This is a genomic window from Blastococcus sp. SYSU D00868 (assembly GCF_054050575.1).
Map to the genome: position 1 here is coordinate 1 of NZ_JBJGZO010000037.1, position 16,752 is coordinate 16,752.

Below are 16,752 nucleotides of genomic sequence, written 5' to 3' on the forward strand. Positions count from 1 at the left end.
CCGCGCGGCGGGGGGGGGGGGGGGCGGGCGGGGGGCGGCGGCCCCCCGCCCGCGTCCCCGTCCACCACCGCCGCTCCCCGGCGCGGCGGCACGGGGGTCGCGGGCATCGGGGGTCCTCCGGTCGGGCGCGGTTCCACTTCTAAGTGGCAGTCTCTGCCACACGGCAGACCATGCCAGATTTCGACGACCTTCGACAGGATCCGGCGGACGCCGGTCGAGCACGACGAGGTGAGCGGCCATGGAGGGACTGCGGGAGCGCAAGCGCGCGCACGCGCGGGCGGCGACGGTGGACGCCGCGCTGGCGCTGTTCGCCGAGCACGGCTACGACAAGGTGACCGTCGCCGACATCTGCGCGGCGGCGGCGATCGCCCCACGCACCTTCTTCCGCTACTTCCCGTCGAAGGTCGACGTCCTCGCCGCCCCGGTGCAGGACCTCGCCGACCGGCTCATCGAGACCATCACCACCGCCCCGCTGGGCGTCGACGACATCGAGGTGCTGCGCCGCGGGCTGCGCGAGGTCGGCGAGCGCATCGTGGCCGAGGAGGGGTCGATGGCCCTGCTCTTCCGGCTGGTGCGCAACGCGGAGGAGGTCCGCACCTCGCCGTGGATGTCGCTGGAGGACCACGAACTGCGGATCGCCGGCTTCCTCGCCACGCGCCGCGGCGGCGCGACCCCGGACTGGCGCATGCGGGTCGACGTGGCCCGGCTGCTGGCGTCTTTCCGGATCTGGCTCAGCGACTTCGCCGACCAGGTCTCGGCCGATCCGCTGGTCCACCTCGACGAGGTGCTGGCCCACCGCTGAGCCGGGTCGCGCGCGCGGCTCAGGAGGCCCCGCCGGCGCGGCCGGCGAGGCACTGCTCGCCGAAGGCCAGCACGCGCAGGTGGTAGGCGCGCGCCGTCCGGCCGAGGCTGATGTTGTGGCCGGCGCCGGGCTCGATCGCCGTCTCCACGACGGGCGCCGCGGTGAACAGGGCCGCCACCTCGGCGAGCGCCGCCCGCCCCGGCGACCACCAGGCCTCGTGCTCGGCCAGGACGTAGCGGGTGGGCACGCGCACGCGCGGAGCCAGCCGGGGCAGCTCCTCACCCCAGCCGCCGATGTCGGTCCCCTCGCTGAGCGCGCCGGCCGTCGCCGGCCGCACCGCGCGGCGGCTGCCCGGCGGGTAGAGCTCCTCGTGCCCCCAGATCAGCCGGCCGAGCTCGGTGCCGTCGGGCCGGCCGTCCCCCGGCGACATGACCGCGGAGGCGGCCGGCGACCGGTGCAGCCCGGTGCCGGAGAACTCCAGGCCGAGCAGGTCGCGCGCGCGCCGGTCGGCCGCCATCCGGATCGCGGAGATGCAGCCCATCGAGTGGGCCAGCAGCAGCACGCCGCCCCCGCGGTCGCGGCCGTCGAGGACGGTGTCCAGGACGGCGTACAGCAGGTCGGTCCGCCGCTGCGGCGGCATCGCGGACGCGCCGTCACCGGGGACGTAGCCGGGGCGGTCGGGCGCGACGACGGTCCAGCCCAGGGCCGGGCCCAGCCGCAGCAGCGACAGCCCGGGCTCCAGCGGGTGGTCGAAGTACTCCTTGCCCGAGCCGCCGCCGTGCAGGGCGTAGACGACGCCCCGCGGCCGCTCCGCGTGCGCGACCAGCACCGACACGGGGGTGCCGAGGACCTCGGCGTCCACCCGCTGCGGCGCCGGGCCGGCCGCCACCGCGGTCACGCCCGGAGCCCCCGCGCCTCGTCGAGCACCGCGGCGCCGGCGATGCCGCCGCCCTCGAGCACCAGCGCGCGGCTGTCGGTCCCGGCCATGCCCCGTGGTCCTCCCGCCGCCGCTCCAGCCCCCGGTCACGCTAGGGCACGCGCCGGGGCGCCGGTCAGCGGTAGCGGTCGACGAAGGTCGCGAGCATCCGGCCCGGCTCGGTGACCACCGCGGTCGAGATGCGGGCGACGAGCTCCTCGAGCTCGGCCGGCGGGAAGTACCCCGCGTGCTGGTAGACCCGGGCGCGGGTCACGATGCCGGCCACGTCCAGCTCGGGGTGGAACTGGGTGGCGTAGACGTTGCGGCCGACGCGGAACATCTGCACGGGGCAGGCCGGCGAGCTGGCCAGCAGCACCGCCGACGACGGCAGCACCCGGCAGGCCTCCTTGTGCCCGACGAGGGCGTCGAAGACCTCGGGCATCCCGGCCAGCACGGGGTCGGCCCGCCCGGCCGGGGTCAGCGCGATCGGCACGCACGACACGGGCTCGCCGTACGTGCGGTCGACGACGCCGCCCTGGTGCACGCCGAGGGTCCCGACGCCGTAGCAGGCGCCGAAGAACGGCTTGTCGGCCGGGACCACCCGGTCCAGCAGCGCGGCCAGCTCGGCCTCGACCCGCCGCTGCACCGCCGACTTCTGCGCGTCCGGGTCGCTGGAGGTGAACGGGCTGCCGCCGACCAGGATCCCGGCGTAGTCGTCGAGGTCCACGTCGGGCATCGGCGCGGCCTCCAGGCGCACCCGCCGCAGCTGCGACTCGGTCAGCCCGGTGACGCGGAGGAAGGCGGCGTACTCGTCGTCGGCGGCGGCGTCCTCGGCGCGGGTGGCCAGGAGGAGGAAGGGCCGGCGCACGGCCGCGATGCTAGATCTCCCCGCCCGGTCCGTCGTCGCCGCCGGGAGCGACCGCGACGACCACCTTGCCGCGGGCCGCGCCGTCGAGCAGGTGCCGCAGCGCCGCGGCGGTCTGCTCCAGCGGGAACACCCGGTCGACGGCCGGGGTGACCCGCCCGGCCTCGAGGTGCCCGCGCAGCACCGCCAGGTCGGCGGCGTCCTCGGAGGCGATGAACGTGCCCAGCCGCTGGCGGGTGAACGGGGAGAGCAGCTGCGCCCGCAGCTGGCGACGGATCCCGAGCCAGCGGCCGGCGTCCTCGCCGCCGACGATGACCAGCCGCCCCCGCGCGGTCAGGGCGCGGCGCAGGTCGGTCAGCCGGCGGTTGCCGCCGGTGTCGAGCACGACGTCGTACCGGCGCCGGCCGTCCAGGAACTCCTCGCGGCTGTGGTCGACGACCGCGTCGGCGCCCAGCGACCGGACCAGGTCCAGCTTCGCCGGGCCGGCCACCCCGGTGACCCGGGCCCCGGCCGCCTTGGCCAGCTGCACGGCGAAGCTGCCCACCCCGCCGGACGCGCCGATCACCAGCACCGACTCCCCCGGCTGCACGCGCGCCCGGTCCCGGACGGCCTGCAGGGCGGTGAGCCCGGAGACCGGGACGGCGGCGGCCTGCACGGCGGTCAGGCCGGCCGGGGCGGCGGTCAGCTTCGCCGGCCGCGCCCGCGCGTACTCGGCCAGCGCCGCCTCCCCCACGCCGTAGACCTCGTCACCGGGCCCGAGGCCGGTCACCCCCGGGCCGACGGCCACGACCGTGCCCGCCAGGCTCCGCCCCGGGTTGGCCGCCCGGGGCCGGCGGACGCCGAAGCCGGCGAGCCGGATCGCGTACGGTTCCCCCGCCATCGCGTGCCACGTGCCGCGGTCCACGCTGGCCGCGCGCACCCGGACCAGCACCTCGCCGTCCCCGATCGCCGGCCGCCCGACCTCCGCGACGGCGAGCACGTCCTCGGGCTCGCGACCCCAGCGCTCCTGCACGACCGACCGCATGGGCTCCCCGCCCAGCGCCCGCGACGGCGTCCCCTGCTCGGCCACGACCGACCGTCGTCCTCGCACGGTGCCCTCCTCGAACGCGCCGTTCCTTACGCCGTAAGTCTGGACTTACGCCGTAAGGTCCGTCAAGGACCGAGGAGAGGAGACCGCATGGCGCCGGAGGCACGCAGGGCGCGCGCCGCCCTGAGCCGGGAGCGGGTGCTGTCCGCGGCCGTCGAGCTGGCCGACGGCATCGGCGCGGAGGCGCTGAGCATGCGCCGGCTCGGGGAGGCCCTCAGCGTGGAGGCGATGTCGCTGTACAACCACGTCGCCAACAAGGACGACCTGCTCGACGGCATGGTGGACGTCGTGTTCGGCGAGATCGACCTGCCCGCGCCGGGCGAGCGCTGGCGGGCGGCGATGCAGCGGCGGGCGGAGTCGATGCGGGCGGCGCTGACCCGGCACCGCTGGGCGATCGGGCTGCTGGAGTCGCGCACCTCGCCGGGCGCGGTGACGCTCCGCCAGCACGACGCCGTGCTGGGCTGCCTGCGGGGCGCGGGCTTCCCGGTCGCCCTGGCCGGGCACGCCTTCTCCGCGATCGACAGCTACGTCTACGGCTTCGCCCTGCAGGAGCGGTCGCTGCCCCTCGAGAGCCCGGAGCAGACCGCGGAGCTGACCCGGGCGATGCTGGCGCGGTTCCCGGACGGCGCGTACCCGCACCTGGCCGAGTTCATGGTCGAGCGGACGACGGAGCGCGACTACGACTTCGGCGACGAGTTCGGGTTCGGCCTCGACCTCGTCCTGGACGGCCTGGAGCGGGCCCTCGCCGACGTCCCCGCGCGCGCCTCGTGACGGCCTCCGCCCCGCCGTCCGCCCCACCCCGCCCGGTCCGCGCGGCCCGCGCCGCCGTCGCCGCCTGCTTCTTCACCAACGCCGTGCTGTACGCGGCGCTGGTGCCGCGGCTGCCCGAGGTCAAGGACCGGCTCGACCTGAGCAACTCCTCCCTCGGCGCCGCCCTGGCCGCCCTGCCGCTGGGCGCGCTGCTGGCCGCGCTGTCCTCGGCCGCCCTGATGCGCCGCTTCGGCTCGGCGCGGGTGGCGTCGGCCGGCCTGGTGGCGCTGGCCGCGGCGATCTGGGCCGCCGGCGTGGCGCCGTCCTGGGGCCTGCTGGCGGCGGCGCTGCTGGTGGCGGGGGCGCTGGACGCGGTGGTGGACGTCGCCCAGAACGCGCACGGGCTGCGGGTGCAGCGGCGCTACGGCCGGTCGATCCTCAACTCCTTCCACGGCGTCTGGAGCATCGGCGCGGTCACCGGCGGGCTGCTCGGCGCGGCGGCGGCCGGGCTGGGCGTTCCGCTCGCGGCGCACCTGGGCGCCACCGCCGTCGTCTTCGCCGGGCTCGCGCTGGCCGCCGGCCGCCGCATGCTGCCCGGGCCGGACGACGCCGACCGGGACGACGCGGCCGGCGGCGGCGCGGTCCCCCCGGGCCGGCCGGCGCGGCGGGGGGTCGTCGGCGGCATGGCCGCGCTGGGCGTGCTCGCCGCCTGCGGGGCCTTCGTCGAGGACGCCGGCTCCTCGTGGAGCGCGCTGTACCTGCGCACCGAGCTGGGCGCCGGCGCGGCCGCGGCCGGCCTGGGCTTCGTGGCCCTCTCGGCCGCGATGACCGTCGGCCGGCTCACCGGCGACCGGGTGGTCGACCGGTTCGGCCAGCGCCGGGTGGCCCGGGGCGGCGGCGCGCTCGTCGCGGCCGGCACCGGGCTGGCCCTGGCGCTGCCGTCGGTCCCGCTCACGCTCGCCGGCTTCGCGCTGGCCGGTCTCGGGGTGGCGACGCTCGTCCCGGCCGTCTACGCCGCGGCCGACGCGCTGCCCGGGCTGCGGCCGGGCACCGGGCTGACCGTCGTCAACTGGCTGCTGCGGATCGGGTTCCTGGTCAGCCCGCCGCTGGTGGGCCTGCTCGCCGACGCCGCGAGCCTGCGGGCGGCCCTGCTCACCGTGGTCGCCGCCGGGCTGGTCACCCTGGTGCTCGGGCGGGTGCTGCGGCCGACCGCCGCGGGCTGACCGGGCCGGCGGGGACCGCGCCGTCCGCGCCGTTCGCGCCGTGCCCCGCGGCTACGGTCGCTGCGTGGACCCCGACCGCCCGCCCGGGGCCCCGCGCGGCGCCACCGTCGTCGCGGGGGTCGACGGCTCCCCCACCTCGCTGCGGGCCGCCGCCTACGCCGTCGGGCTGGCGCGCCGGCAGCAGGCCGGGCTGGTGCTGGTCTACGTGCGCGAGCCGGTGCCCGCCGCGGCCGCGCTCGGCGCCGGTCTGGACCCGCAGGCGCTCGTCTCCGCCCGGCAGGTGCAGGACGCCGTGCAGGCCGAGCTGGGGCAGGCGGTCGAGCAGCTCGCCGAACCCGGCGCGCCGCCGGCGGAGTTCGTCGTCCGCGTGGGCAACCCCTACCGGGAGCTGACCGCGGTGGCCCGCGAACGGCGGGCCGACGCCGTCGTCGTGGGTGCCTCCACCTCCCCCGGGCACCGGGTGGCGGGCAGCATCGCGCTGCGCCTGGTCCGCGCCGGCGAGTGGCCGGTGACCGTCGTCCCGTAGGCCGTACCGGACGCCCTCGAGCGCCCCGGCGGCAGGCGTACCCTTCCCCTCCGGTCCCCTGCCGCAGCGGCCTGCGGACGAGAGGGGAGCCGCACGTGAGCGCACCGGCCGACGGCGACGCGCCCGACTGGTTCGGCCCGCTCGTCGCCCGGCTCAGCGCCGCGCTCGGCGCGTCGCCCGGCGACCCGGTCACCTGGTCCGGCGCGCACCCGGAGACCGGCGAGCGGCTCACCGTCACCGTCGAGCCCGCCGACGGCCGGGTGGCGGTGCGGCTGGGCGCCGACGGGGACGGGGCGGCCGTGCCGGCCGCGGCGCTGGACGCGCTGGCCGGCAGCCTCGACGTGACCGAGGCGGCCGGGCAGCTGGCCCGGCTCGTCGTCCCCGGGCTGGCCGACTGGGCCACGGTCACCGTGCTCGGCGAGGACGGCGCCCCCGCCCGCTCGGCGCTCGCCCACACCGACCCGGAGCTGCTGCGCGACGTCGAGACCTACATCTCCCGGCGGCTCACGGCGCCCCGCGACCAGGCGTCGGTGAACGCCGCGCTGCGCTCGGGCGAGCCGGTGCAGATCACCGAGATCGCCACCGACCTCGGGCCCGACGCCCAGCCCGACCCCGAGGTCCGGGCGGCGTGGCGGCGGCTGGACCCGCGGTCGTCGCTGTTCGTGCCGCTGCAGGCGCGTGGCGCGGCCTTCGGCGTGCTGTCGCTGATCAACGGCGGCGACCGGCCGCCCCACGGCCCGGTCGAGATCGCCACGGCGGTGCGGGTGGCCCGCCGGGCCGCGCTGGCCCTGGACAACGCCCGGCTCTACGAGCGGCAGCTGCAGGTCGCCGAGACCCTGCAGCACAGCCTGCTCACCCCGCCGCCGCAGCCGGCCGGGCTGGCCATCGCCGTCCGCTACCGGCCGGCCAGCTCGCACGCCCTCGTCGGCGGCGACTGGTACGACGCCTTCGAGCAGTCCGACGGCGCCACGCTGCTGGTCATCGGTGACGTCGTCGGCCACAACGTCGAGGCCGCCTCGGCGATGGCCCAGCTGCGCAGCGCGGTGCGCACGCTGGCCTACGACCGCCCGGAGAGCCCGGCCGGCACGCTGGTGCGGGTGGACCGGGTGCTCGCCGGCCTGCACGTCGGCACGCTGGCGACCGCGCTGGTCGCCCGGCTGGAGGCCTCCGGTGCGGACGGCAGCCGCACGCTGCGCTGGTCCTCGGCCGGGCACCTGCCCCCGCTGCTGCTGCAGGCCGACGGCGGCACCCGCCTGCTCGAGGCGACCTCCGAGCGGATGCTCGGCACCGAGTTCCCGGCCACCCGCACCGACCACGAGGCGACCGTCCGCCCCGGGGACACGGTGCTGCTGTGCACCGACGGGCTGGTCGAGGCCGGGAGGGTCAGCATCGACGAGGGGCTGACCCGGGTGTCAGCCGCGATCGCCGACCTGCCGGGCCTGGACCCCGGCGCCCTGTGCGACCGGCTGCTGTCCCGGCTGGTGCCCGACCGCGCGGAGGACGACGTCGCCGTCCTCGCCGTCCGCTGCCTGCCGGTCGGCGCCGGCTCCTGACCACCCGGCTCAGCCGGCGATACGGCTGCACTCCGGGCAGCGGGCGGCCGCGCCGACGCGGTGCCAGGCGAGGTCGGACACCGCGGTGACCAGCTCGCCGCACTCGGCGGCGGCGAGGCCGTCGACCACGGGGCGGGACACGGCGTGCGCGCGGCCGACCACGCGGTCGGCGAGTTCCCCGGCGCCGTCCCCCGCGCGGCCCGGGACGGCTGCGGGCGTGCCCGCGACGTAGAGGTCGGCTCCCATGGGCGCACACTGCCGCACCCCGGCGACGGCGCGGCGACGCCCCGGCGACCGCGCGGTGGCGGCCGCGTGGCCGGTCGGTGCCGGTGCGGCGGACCCCCCGCGCGGGAGGGTTGCGCGGCCAGGGCGGCGGAGGACCCTGGAGGGGCACGGGGGCAACCGCCCGGAGGTGCGACGTGACCCTGACGACCCCGACCGCTGCCCACGGCGCCGAACAGGCCGCCGCCCCGCCCGCCGTCGTCGTCGGCAGCGACGGCAGCGCGTGCGCGCTGGAGGCCGTGCGATGGGCGGCGGCGGAGGCCGCCCGGCGAGAGGCGCCGCTGCGCATCGTGCACGCCGCCCCGCACCTGCGGCCGGCCGAACCGGGGGGCCGGACCGACCTGCGCGCCGCCCGCAAGCTGACCGGGACGGCGTACACGACCGCCCGGCACACCGCGCCCGCCGTCGAGACCACCACCGAGGTCGTCACCGACGCGCCGGTCGACGCCCTGCTGCGCGCCGCGGAGGGCGCACAGCTGGTGGTGCTGGGGATCTCCACCACCGGCGCGAACGACGAGATGGTGCTCGCCCCGGTCGCCCAGAAGGTGGTCGCCGCCAGCCCCGCGCCGGTCGTCGTCGTCCCCCGGCAGCGCACGTCCCCCGGGACGGACCGCCCGATCGTGGCGGTGCTCGGCCTCGGCGAGCCGGCCGACGACGAGCCGGTCGCGACGGCGGCCGCCGAGGCGGCGACCCGGCTGGGCCGGCCGCTGATGGTGCTGCACGCCGGCGGCGAGCGGGCGGGCTGGACCGCCGACCCCGCCGCCTGGGGGCAGCGGCACCCCGGCGTCGACGCGTCGCACGTGCCGCTGCCCGGCGCCACCGGCAGCCGGGTGATCATGGCGGCCTGCCCGACGCCGCTGCTGCTGCTCACCGCCGGCCACGGCGGGCTGCTGCACCGGCCGCTGGACAGCCTGCACCGCTGGCTGCTGCGGCACTGCACCTCGCCGATGGAGCTGCTGCCCGCACCGTCCCGGGTCGCGGGGGCGCAGGAGCGGCACGACGACACCAGCGCCCTCGGCTGAAGCCCGCCGGGCGGCCGCCGTAGGGTCGGCCCGTGAGCACGACCGCCCCCGCCGAGACCCGCGAGCTGGCGGAGGCCCTGCGGCGAGCCGGACTGTCCGACGTCGACGACTCGGGCCTGGCCCGGGCGCTGTACTCCTCCGACGCCTCGCTCTACCGGGTGCTGCCGCGGGCGGTCGTCCGCCCGCGGCACCCCGACGAGCTGGTCGCCGCGCTGGAGGTGTGCCGCTCCCTCGGCGTGCCGCTGACCGCGCGCGGCGCGGGCACGTCCATCGCCGGGAACGCGGTCGGGCCCGGCGTCGTCGTCGACACCAGCCGGTACCTGAACGGCGTGCGGGCGATCGACCCGGAGGCCCGCACGGCGACGATCGACCCGGGCATCGTGCAGGCCGCCCTGCAGGCCGCGGCCCGCCCGCACGGCCTGCGCTTCGGCCCCGACCCGAGCACGCACAACCGCTGCACGGTCGGCGGGATGATCGGCAACAACGCCTGCGGCTCCCGGGCGCTGGGCTACGGGCGGACGTCGGACAACGTGGTCGGGCTGGACGTGGTGACCGGCGGCGGGGAGCGGCTGACCCTCGGCGCCGGACCGGGAACCGGGTCGCCGACGCTGGACCGGCTGCGCGAGCTCGTGGCCGGGGACCTTGCGGCGATCCGCACCGAGCTGGGCCGCTTCGGCCGGCAGGTGTCGGGCTACTCGCTGGAGCACCTGCTGCCCGAGCGCGGCTTCGACGTCGCCCGGGCGCTGGTCGGCAGCGAGGGCACGCTCGCGGTGGTGCTCGGCGCGACCGTGCGGCTGGTCGCCGACGCGCCGTTCCGCGGCCTGGTCGTGCTCGGCTACCCGTCGATGGCCGAGGCGGCCGACGCGACCCCGCCGCTGCTGGCGCACGGGCCCACCGCCGTCGAGGGCCTGGACGAGCGCATCGTGCAGCGGCTGCGCGACGTGCCCGCGGCCGTCGTCCCGGAGCTGCCGAAGGGCAACGGCTGGCTGATCGTGGAGCTGACCGGCGACTCGGTCGCCGAGGTGGAGGCGAAGGCGCGCGGCGTGGTCGCCGACGCCGGCGCGGTGGACACCCTGGTGGTCACCGACGTCGCGCAGGCCGCGGCGATCTGGCGGATCCGCGAGGACGGGGCCGGCCTGGCCGCGCGCACCTCCGACGGCCGCCCGGCGCACGCCGGCTGGGAGGACGCCGCCGTCCCCGTCGAGTCGCTGGGCTCCTACCTGCGCGAGTTCGACGCCCTGCTCGGGGAGCACTCCCTGCAGGGCGTCCCCTACGGCCACTTCGGCGACGGCTGCGTGCACGTGCGGATCGACTTCCCGTTCGGCCGGGAGCCCGACCGCGGCCGGGACGCCTACCGGTCGTTCGTCACCGACGCCGCGGCCCTGGTGGCCCGGCACGGGGGCTCGATCTCCGGCGAGCACGGCGACGGCCGGGCCCGCGGCGAGCTGCTCGCGTCGATGTACTCGTCGAAGGTGATCGGCCTGTTCGAGCGGGTGAAGGCCGTCTTCGACCCCGACGACGTGCTCAACCCGGGGGTGCTGGTCCGCCCCGCGCCGGTGGACGCCGACATCCGGGTCGCCGCCGCCCCCCGGCTGCGCACCGGCCTGGCGCTGGCCTACCCGCACGACGGCGGCGACTTCTCCAACGCCGTGCACCGCTGCACCGGCGTCGGCAAGTGCCGGGCCGACCTGTCGGACTCCGGCGGGGTGATGTGCCCGTCGTTCGTCGCCACCCGGGAGGAGAAGGACAGCACCCGCGGCCGGGCCCGGGTGCTGCAGGAGATGCTCGCCCCCGGCGGCCCGGTCACCGGCTGGCGCTCGCCGGCGGTGCACGAGGCGCTGGACCTGTGCCTGTCGTGCAAGGGCTGCTCCCGGGACTGCCCCACCGGCGTGGACATGGCCGCCTACAAGTCCGAGGTGCTGCACCAGACCTACCGCCGGCGCATCCGGCCGCGGTCGCACTACGTCCTGGGTCGGCTGCCGTTCTGGTCGGACCTGGCCGCGCGCACCCCGGGGCTGGCCAACCGCTTCATGCGCTCCCGCCTGGGGGGCCGGCTCGCGAAGTGGACCGCCGGGGTGGACCAGCGCCGCTCGCTGCCGGCCTTCGCGCCGCGCACCTTCCGCGCCGAGTGGGCCGCCCGGGTGGGCGGGGACGACACCGCGACCCACGACAGGCCGCCGGTCGCGCTGTGGGTGGACTCCTTCACCGACCACTTCGCACCGTCGGTGGCGCACGCGGCGGTCGCGGTGCTCGAGGACGCCGGCTACCGGGTGCAGGTCACCGGCGCGGACACCTGCTGCGGGCTCACCTGGATCACCACCGGCCAGCTCGACGCCGCCCGCCGGGTGCTCGCGCCGACCGTGGCCGCCCTCGCCCCGCTGGCCGCGGCCGGCGTGCCGATCGTCGGGCTCGAGCCCTCGTGCACCGCGGTGCTGCGCGGCGAGGCCAAGGAGCTCGTCCCCGGCGCCGAGGAGGTCGCCGCGGCCGTCCGCACCCTGGCCGAGCTGCTGCGCGACACCCCCGGCTGGACCGCGCCGGACCTCACCGGGCTGCCCGTGGTCGCCCAGCCGCACTGCCACCACCACGCCACGATGGGCTGGACGACCGACGAGCGGCTGCTGCGCGCCGCCGGCGCGCAGGTGCAGCGCCTCGGCGGCTGCTGCGGGCTGGCCGGCAACTGGGGCGTGGAGAAGGGCCACCACGACGTGTCGGTCGCGATCGCCGAGCACCAGCTGCTGCCGGCGGTCGACGCGTTGCCGGCCGACGGCGTGGTGCTGGCCGACGGCTTCTCCTGCCGCACCCAGCTCGACGACCTCGCCGGCCGCCGCGGCCTGCACCTGGCGGAGCTGCTGGCCGACCGGCTGCCCCGCTAGCCGGCGACCGGCGCGGGGACGCCGGCCGGCTCCCCGTCGGTCGGCGAGTCGTCGGTCACCGCCTCCTCGGTCGCCGCCTCGTCGTCGTCGGCGTTGGGCTCCTCGACCGTGGCCCACGGCAGCCGGACGGTGACGGCGGTGCGCCCCGGCCGGCTGGCGACCGCGACGCTGCCGCCGTGGGCGGAGACCACGGCCTGCACGATCGCCAGGCCCAGGCCGGTGCTGCCGCTGGCCCGGTTCCGGGAGGCGTCGCCGCGGACGAACCGCTCGAACACGCCGGCCTGCAGCCCGTCGGGGATGCCGGGCCCGTCGTCGACCACCTCGAGCACCGCGACGCCGTCCTCGGCGCGCAGCCGGGTGGTCGCCGTCGTCCCCGGCGGGGTGTGGGTGCGCACGTTGGCCAGCACGTTGGTGAGGACCTGGTGCAGCCGGGCGGCGTCGCCGGGGACGAGGACGGCGGCCGGCGGCAGGTCGACCCGCCAGCGGTGCGCGGACCCGGCGGCGTGGGCGTCGCTGACCGCGTCGAGCACGGTGGCGGTGAGGTCGACGGTGCCGGGCACGATCTCGCGGCCGGCGTCCAGGCGGGCGAGCAGGAGCAGGTCGTCGACGAGGCCGGACATCCGCACCGCCTCGGCCTCCACCCGGCGCAGCGACCGGTCGGCGTCCTCGGGCAGGTCGGTGGTGCGCCGCAGCAGCTCCGTGTAGCCGCGGATCGAGGTCACCGGGGTGCGCAGCTCGTGGCTGGCGTCGGCGACGAACTGCCGCAGCCGGGTCTCCGACGTCTGCCGGGCGGCCATCGCGCCCTCCACCGAGTCGAGCAGCCGGTTCAGCGCGCCGCCGACCCGGCCGACCTCGGTGCGCGGGTCGGTGTCGGCCGCCGGCACCCGGTCGGCCAGCCGCACCTCACCGGAGGCCAGCGGCAGCTCGGCCACCCGGCCGGCGGTGGCCGCGACCCGGTGCAGCGGCCGCAGCGTGCGGCCGATGACCAGGTGCGCGACCGCGCCCGCGGCGAGCAGCCCGAGCAGCCCGGCGAGGACCTCGACGGCGACCAGGCGCAGCAGCGCGGTGTGCACGGGGTCCAGCGGCAGGCCGGTGACGAGCACGGAGCCGTCGCCCTCGCTGCTCGCGACGACCCGGTACTCGCCGAGGGCGCCGCCGAGGTCGACGGTGCGCGGCTCGCCGTCGGCCGGGACGTCCGCGAGCGCGGCGGCCTGCGCGCCGGTCAGCGCCCGCCCGTCCCCGTCGGCCTCGATCACCGCGGCCGCGGTGACGACGCCGTCGGTGATGCTGGCGCCCAGGGTGCCGTCACCCTGGCCGGGGGCGAGCAGCCAGCCGGGGCCGCCGTCGGCGCGGTCGTCGTCCCACGGCGCCTCGTCGGCGTGCGAGGAGCGGTCGGCAGCCGCGTCCAGCCGGGTGTCGACCTCCCCGACGAGCTGGCTGCGCAGCGCCGTCGTGGCCACCACGCCGACGACCGCGAGGACGACGGCGAGCGGCACGAGGAACGCGCAGAGCAGCCGGGCCCGCAGGGAGAGCCGGCGGGAGGACGGGCGTCGCATGACCCCACGGTCGGCCGCCCGCCTGCCGGGTGCCTGGGCGCCGGCGGTGAGCTCGCTGGACGGACCGCCCGGTCCGGAGCGCGCGGCCGCGCGGGGCGGGGAAGACTCCTGGCCAACGGCGGCGGAGGGGGACGGCGTGGACGTGCAGGCGCCCGTTGAGGCCACGGCCACGGCCGGCCTCAGCACCGCCGAGGCCGGGGAGCGGCGCCGTCGCGGGGAGGGCAACGCCACCGTCCGCGGCTCGTCGCGCGGGTACGCGCGGATCCTGCGCACCAACGTCTTCTCCTTCTTCAACGTCATCCTGTTCGTCATCGGCGGGGCGCTGCCGGCGCTGGGGCGGTACAGCGACGCCTTCACCAGCGTCGGGCTGGGCCTGGTGAACGCGGCCATCAGCGCCGTCCAGGAGATCCGGGCCAAGCGCAAGCTCGACCGGCTGCAGCTGCTGAACCGGGGACGCGTCACCGTGGTCCGCGACGGCCGCGACCTCGAGGTCGTCCCCGACGAGGTGGTCCGCGGGGACGTGCTCCACCTGGGGCCCGGGGACCAGGTGGTGGTCGACGGACCGGTCGTGGGGGGCGGGCTGCTGGAGGTCGACGAGTCGCTGCTCACCGGCGAGTCGGAGGCGCTGCTGAAGCGCCCGGGGGACGACCTGCTGTCGGGCAGCTTCGTCGTCGGCGGGGAGGGGCACCAGCTGGCGAGGGACGTCGGCGCCGCCGCCTACGCCGGCCGGCTGACCGCCGACGTCCGGCAGGTGAGCACCGACGCCACGCCGCTGCAGCGGCGGATCGCGTTCGTCGTCCGGCTGGTGATGGTCCTGGTCGCGTTGATGAGCGTGACGATCCTGGCGCAGGCCGCGCTCGAGGGGTTCTCCCTGGTGCGCACCGTGCAGACCACCGCCGTCCTGTCCGGCCTGGTGCCCTACGGGCTGTTCTTCCTGGTCGCGGTCGCCTACACGGTCGGGGCGGCGCGCAGCGCCGGCGAGGGGGCGCTCGTCCAGCAGGTGAACGCCGTGGAGTCGGTGAGCAACGTCGACGTCGTGTGCACCGACAAGACCGGCACGCTGACGACGGGGCGGCTGACCCTGACCGAGGTGCTGCCGGTGGGCCCGCTCCCGGCCGCGGACGTCGAGCGCCTGGTCGGCTCCTTCGCGCGCAGCGTCGCCGCCGCCAACCTGACGAGCGCCGCGCTGGCCGCGGCGCTGCCCGGCGAGGCGGTGCCGGTGGCCGAGGAGGTGCCGTTCTCCTCGTCGCTGCGGTGGAGCGCGCTGCGCACCGGCGACGGCGTGCTCGTGCTCGGGGCTCCCGACCGGCTGGCGCCGCACCTGACCGGCCGGCCGCTGACCGACGCGGTGACCGCCCGGACCGGGCAGGGGCTGCGGGTGCTCGTGGCGGCCCGGGCGGTGGACGCCGGCGCCGCGCTGCGGGACGACGCCGGCCGGGCGCGGCTGCCGGAGCTGGAGCCGCTCGGCCTGGTGGTGCTGGCCGACGAGCTGCGCCCGGGGGTGCCCGAGGCGATCACGCGGTTCGCCGCCGACGGCGTCGACCTCAAGGTGGTGTCCGGCGACGACCCGGCGACCGTCGCGGCACTGGCCCGGCAGGCCGGCCTCGCGGTGGGCGACCCGGTGAGCGGCGCGGGGCTCGACGGCCTGTCCGACGCCGACCTGGACGCCGTCGTCGGCGGTGCGTCGGTGTTCGGCCGCATCGGTCCCGAGCAGAAGGAGCGGCTGGTCGCCTCCCTGCGCCGGCAGGGCCGGTACGTCGCGATGATCGGGGACGGCGTCAACGACGCCCGGGCGCTCAAGCGGGCGCAGGTCGGGGTCGCGATGCGCAGCGGCAGCGCGGTCACCCGCGACGTCGCCGACATCGTGCTGACCGACGACTCGCTGGCGGCGCTGCTGCCCGCCCAGCACGAGGGCCGGCGGATCATCAGCGGCATCGGCGTCTCGATGCAGGTGTTCCTGGTGCGGGTCGGCACGCAGGGGCTGGTCATCCTGGCGGTCACGATGCTGGGGCTGGGGTTCCCCTACTCACCCGCCAACGTGGGCCTCACCCTGCTGACCGTCGGGCTGCCGACGCTGTTCCTGACCGCGTGGGCGCGGCCCGCCCGGCCGGATCCGCACCTGCTGACGAACCTGTGGCGGTTCGTCGTCCCGGCGATGGTGGTCACCGCCGCCGCGGGGGTCGCCGTCTACGCGCACCACTACACGACGTTGCTCGACGGCTTCACCGACGCGGACGGCGTGCCGGACTTCGTCGTCGACGCGTTCGAGCGCTACACCGGCCTGTCGTCGGACGACGTCGGGTTCACCGAGGCCGCCGCGACGATCGGCGCGCAGACGGCGCTGTCGACGTTCGTCTCCTACGCGGCGTTCCTGCTGATCCTGTTCCTCCGCCCGCCGTCCCGGCTCTTCGCGTCGTGGACCCGACCGGACGGCGACCGGCGACCCGCCCTGCTCGTGGTCGGGCTGGTGCTGGCGTTCTCCGCGGGGTTGTTCGTCCCGGCGTTCACCGAGTACTTCGGCCTCACCGACGCCGCCGAGCCGGTGTTCCAGACCGTGCTGCCGGCGCTGGTCGTCTGGTTCGGGCTGCTGAGCGCCGCCTACCGGTTCCGGGTGCTGGAGCGGCTGCTCGGGATCGCGCAGCTGCCGGCAGAGGGCACGCCGGTCCGCTGACCGGCGCCCCCGCCGACCCGGCTCAGCGCCTCGGACGGCTCAGCCGGCGAGCACGCGGGCGAGGGCAAGCCGGTCGGCGTCGGGCCGGCTCACGCGCAGCGCGTCCTCCCCGGCGGCGTCGAGCAGTTCCGGCCAGCGGGTGGCGTGCCGCCGCATCGCGCGGTCCGACAGCGACCGGCCGCGGGCGGTCTGCCCGTCGCGCGCCTCCTCGGGCGGGACGTCGAGGAGCACCACCCGCACCGTCCGGCCGGCGTCGCGGGCGGCGCTGAGGACGGCGGTCCGCCACCGGGGGCTCGTCCACGGGTCGGTGAGGACGACGACCGGGGCGGGACCGGCGATGGCCCGCAGCACCCGCCACCGGTGGGCGAGGTGCACGGCCGGCCGCAGCACCCGGTAGGGCAGCCGCCTGGCGACCCGCCGCACCCGCGCCGCGACGTCCTCGGAGTCCAGCCCGACCACGTCCGGACCGGTGTGGTCCTGTCGGGCGTCGGTGAGCCAGCGCCGGAGCAGGGTGGTCTTGCCGCTGCCGGGCAGGCCGCCCACGACGACCAGCACACCCCCCGTCGGTGGCGTGCGCGAGGGCAGCAGCCCGATCGCGCCGGGCGTCGTCCCGTTCGTCATGCCGG

General features: G+C 77.8%; 14 protein-coding genes. 8 read left to right on the top strand and 6 right to left on the bottom strand.

Going from position 1 to position 16,752, the window contains the following annotated elements; translation table 11 throughout:
• The first annotated feature begins 238 nt into the window (after positions 1-238).
• Positions 239-802, top strand: coding sequence for a TetR/AcrR family transcriptional regulator (locus ACI79F_RS21690; RefSeq protein ID WP_456547280.1), 564 nt, complete (start codon positions 239-241; stop codon positions 800-802).
• A gap of 19 nt (positions 803-821) precedes the next feature.
• On the opposite strand, the gene ACI79F_RS21695 is transcribed toward ACI79F_RS21690, so the two are convergent.
• The 3 genes from ACI79F_RS21695 to ACI79F_RS21705 form a co-directional block, all read right to left on the bottom strand.
• Positions 822-1,700, bottom strand: coding sequence for an alpha/beta hydrolase (locus ACI79F_RS21695; protein ID WP_456547281.1), 879 nt, complete (start codon positions 1,698-1,700; stop codon positions 822-824).
• Between the two features lie 154 nt (positions 1,701-1,854).
• Complete coding sequence (locus tag ACI79F_RS21700) at positions 1,855-2,586, bottom strand: glutamine amidotransferase (RefSeq protein WP_456547282.1); 732 nt, start codon at positions 2,584-2,586, stop codon at positions 1,855-1,857.
• Between the two features lie 10 nt (positions 2,587-2,596).
• The gene (locus ACI79F_RS21705; protein ID WP_456547283.1) at positions 2,597-3,673 is read right to left on the bottom strand and encodes an NAD(P)-dependent alcohol dehydrogenase; all 1,077 of its coding nucleotides are present in this window, start codon (positions 3,671-3,673) and stop codon (positions 2,597-2,599) included.
• Positions 3,674-3,760: 87 nt separating this feature from the next.
• On the opposite strand from ACI79F_RS21705, the gene ACI79F_RS21710 reads away from it, so the two are divergent.
• The 4 genes from ACI79F_RS21710 to ACI79F_RS21725 all read left to right on the top strand — a co-directional run bounded on the left by ACI79F_RS21710 (position 3,761) and on the right by ACI79F_RS21725 (position 7,722).
• Positions 3,761-4,441: a TetR/AcrR family transcriptional regulator C-terminal domain-containing protein gene (locus ACI79F_RS21710; RefSeq protein ID WP_456547284.1), complete on the top strand. Its 681-nt coding sequence runs from the start codon at positions 3,761-3,763 to the stop codon at positions 4,439-4,441.
• Positions 4,438-5,643: an MFS transporter gene (locus ACI79F_RS21715; RefSeq protein WP_456547285.1), complete on the top strand. Its 1,206-nt coding sequence runs from the start codon at positions 4,438-4,440 to the stop codon at positions 5,641-5,643. Before ACI79F_RS21710 ends, ACI79F_RS21715 begins: the two co-directional genes overlap by 4 nt.
• A 64-nt stretch (positions 5,644-5,707) precedes the next feature.
• Entirely contained in the window at positions 5,708-6,169 is a 462-nt protein-coding gene (locus ACI79F_RS21720) for a universal stress protein (RefSeq protein WP_456547286.1), read from the top strand.
• Between the two features lie 95 nt (positions 6,170-6,264).
• A complete protein-coding gene (locus ACI79F_RS21725) occupies positions 6,265-7,722 on the top strand; it encodes a PP2C family protein-serine/threonine phosphatase (RefSeq protein WP_456547287.1) in 1,458 nt (485 codons plus the stop codon).
• A 9-nt stretch (positions 7,723-7,731) separates the two neighbouring features.
• On the opposite strand, the gene ACI79F_RS21730 is transcribed toward ACI79F_RS21725, so the two are convergent.
• Entirely contained in the window at positions 7,732-7,968 is a 237-nt protein-coding gene (locus ACI79F_RS21730; RefSeq protein WP_456547288.1) for a hypothetical protein, read from the bottom strand.
• Between the two features lie 173 nt (positions 7,969-8,141).
• Here ACI79F_RS21730 and ACI79F_RS21735 point away from each other — a divergent pair, with 173 nt between their 5' ends.
• Both ACI79F_RS21735 and ACI79F_RS21740 read left to right on the top strand, forming a co-directional pair.
• Entirely contained in the window at positions 8,142-9,026 is an 885-nt protein-coding gene (locus ACI79F_RS21735) for a universal stress protein (RefSeq protein ID WP_456547289.1), read from the top strand.
• Positions 9,027-9,058: 32 nt separating this feature from the next.
• Positions 9,059-11,899, top strand: coding sequence for an FAD-binding and (Fe-S)-binding domain-containing protein (locus ACI79F_RS21740; RefSeq protein WP_456547290.1), 2,841 nt, complete (start codon positions 9,059-9,061; stop codon positions 11,897-11,899).
• Here ACI79F_RS21740 and ACI79F_RS21745 read toward each other — a convergent pair.
• On the bottom strand, positions 11,896-13,455 hold the full coding sequence (locus ACI79F_RS21745) for a sensor histidine kinase (protein ID WP_456547291.1): 1,560 nt from the start codon (positions 13,453-13,455) through the stop codon (positions 11,896-11,898). The genes ACI79F_RS21740 and ACI79F_RS21745 overlap by 4 nt on opposite strands.
• Before the next feature lie 136 nt (positions 13,456-13,591).
• Here ACI79F_RS21745 and ACI79F_RS21750 point away from each other — a divergent pair, with 136 nt between their 5' ends.
• Complete coding sequence (locus tag ACI79F_RS21750; RefSeq protein WP_456578943.1) at positions 13,592-16,126, top strand: HAD-IC family P-type ATPase; 2,535 nt, start codon at positions 13,592-13,594, stop codon at positions 16,124-16,126.
• A gap of 39 nt (positions 16,127-16,165) precedes the next feature.
• Here ACI79F_RS21750 and ACI79F_RS21755 read toward each other — a convergent pair whose 3' ends face one another.
• A complete protein-coding gene (locus ACI79F_RS21755; RefSeq protein WP_456547293.1) occupies positions 16,166-16,747 on the bottom strand; it encodes an AAA family ATPase in 582 nt (193 codons plus the stop codon).
• Between the last annotated feature and the right edge of the window lie 5 nt (positions 16,748-16,752).

Excerpts from the sequence above, each read along its gene's own strand:
- ACI79F_RS21690 (WP_456547280.1), top strand. The coding sequence starts at position 239 with ATGGAGGGACTGCGGGAGCGCAAGCGCGCGCACGCGCGGGCGGCGACG.
- ACI79F_RS21710 (WP_456547284.1), top strand. The coding sequence starts at position 3,761 with ATGGCGCCGGAGGCACGCAGGGCGCGCGCCGCCCTGAGCCGGGAGCGG.
- ACI79F_RS21730 (WP_456547288.1), bottom strand. The coding sequence starts at position 7,968 with ATGGGAGCCGACCTCTACGTCGCGGGCACGCCCGCAGCCGTCCCGGGC.
- ACI79F_RS21745 (WP_456547291.1), bottom strand. The coding sequence starts at position 13,455 with ATGCGACGCCCGTCCTCCCGCCGGCTCTCCCTGCGGGCCCGGCTGCTC.
- ACI79F_RS21755 (WP_456547293.1), bottom strand. The coding sequence starts at position 16,747 with ATGACGAACGGGACGACGCCCGGCGCGATCGGGCTGCTGCCCTCGCGC.